Origin of the sequence: Bartonella sp. AP57NXGY (genome assembly GCF_042195805.1) — a bacterium.
Taxonomy (GTDB): domain Bacteria; phylum Pseudomonadota; class Alphaproteobacteria; order Rhizobiales; family Rhizobiaceae; genus Bartonella.
Genome location: NZ_JBHIOZ010000254.1, coordinates 1 through 1656, shown reverse-complemented (window position 1 = coordinate 1656; position 1656 = coordinate 1). Strand labels below are relative to the sequence as shown.

Here is a 1656-nt window from a genome sequence, read left to right as displayed (position 1 = left end):
TATCCGCCTGAAAAATAAAAGAACTAATCCCAAGCATATGCGCATAATACATGCAGGCAAAACAATGGCAATGAGATAGATCCCAATAACGATATTTCTTTATCGTTCTCGTAAACAAAGAGAAAAACTTCAACTTTTCATATACGCAATTTTTCTAAATTTAAACTTTAATTAAGAAAAAATATGGTGTAATTTCTTATATTTTAAAATATTGAAAATAATATTATTATATTTTTTAAGAAAAAATTTCATATATACATAATATAGTTATTATTTATACAGTATTTTTATCACCATTTTTAAAGTTTATATTTGTAATTTCTCTAAAAATACGTGATACCAATTTGAAATGTATCATTATGATACTACTTTTAATGTAGATAATTAAGGAGAATTAATATGTTTGGTTCATTCAACACATTCGGTCATATGGCGACAAAGCCTTCTTTTGGTCATTCGCACAATTCAAGACCTTTTCATGGAATATCAAAACATACTCATGGAAATGCATGTAGCTTTAATGGTTTTGCTAATAACATGATTTCACACGCCTCTACACTAGGAGCTCAGGGAGGGCTAACAGGAGCAGCAGGGGGAGCTCTGTTTGGAGGACTAGGAGGTGCTCTTACAGGTGGAACTGTAGGTTTGGGAGGGGGGCTCATTGGAGGTGCTATTTATGGCTTTGGACAGTCAGCTTGGAATTGTTGGTTCTAATTTATAAAAAGTAGCTACAAAGATATCTCTGAAGATAAATAATTCTGTAAATATATTCGAAAGAATATACCAAAATTAAATATCTACATCTGTGGATAAAATAGTTTTCGGAGATATCTATTGTGAATCACATCTTATAATCAGGATTTTGTTATAATGAATATTCTTTATGAAATCATAAGACTGTTTTGCATTCTCATTGTATTCATCCCTATATATACTATTGGTTTAAAAAAAATTGGTGGCTACAGTTGGAAACTATCTATAAAATCAACATTATATACAGTAATTCTGTTCATTATTTCTGATAGTTTATGTAGATACTTCGGTTTATATTAATTATTTATCGGATGAGTTTCGAGTATACTGAACAAATTTTTTTCATAATTATTTATTAATCTCATTACTATAACTAGGATTTTGTTATAATGGATATTCATTATGAAGTTGTAAGAATGTTTTGCATGTTAATTATAATTACTCCTAATAATTGCCATTTCTTTTAAAATATTCAATGGCGTAGGTTGGAGATTGTCTATTATAATGGCATTATCGTCATTTATTATGTTCTTTATTTCTAATTTTTTGCGTAGATATTTTGGTTTATATTAATATTTAGTAAATTTATTCTTTTAAAAAGCATTCTCATTCCCTCTCCTTTATAGGGGTATTTTTTTAATATCTTTATGCTTTTATAAAAAGCTCTATACCGCAATAGTCTTTGCCATATTTGAATATCCTAAAAGCATAAAATACCTTTTTAAGAAAAACGTATCAGATTTAAAAATTGACTATTCTAATCTTTGTCATTTAGTCTAACCTCATAATGAAAAGCTTTTGGGAAAACTCTGCCACAAATATAACCATACAAAAATACAGAGGCAGATTTTTCCAAACAATAAAAAGAGGGAAACATGACTGAAAAAATTTATCCAATATCAG

Annotated in this window: 1 protein-coding gene; it reads left to right on the top strand. The window is 28.2% G+C overall.

What is annotated here, in order from left to right:
* Positions 1-399 precede the first annotated feature (399 nt).
* Positions 400-714 carry a hypothetical protein gene (locus tag ACFIL8_RS10025; protein WP_375633465.1) on the top strand — a complete coding sequence of 105 codons (315 nt, stop codon included), beginning with the start codon at positions 400-402 and terminating at the stop codon, positions 712-714.
* Positions 715-1656: the final 942 nt, after the last annotated feature.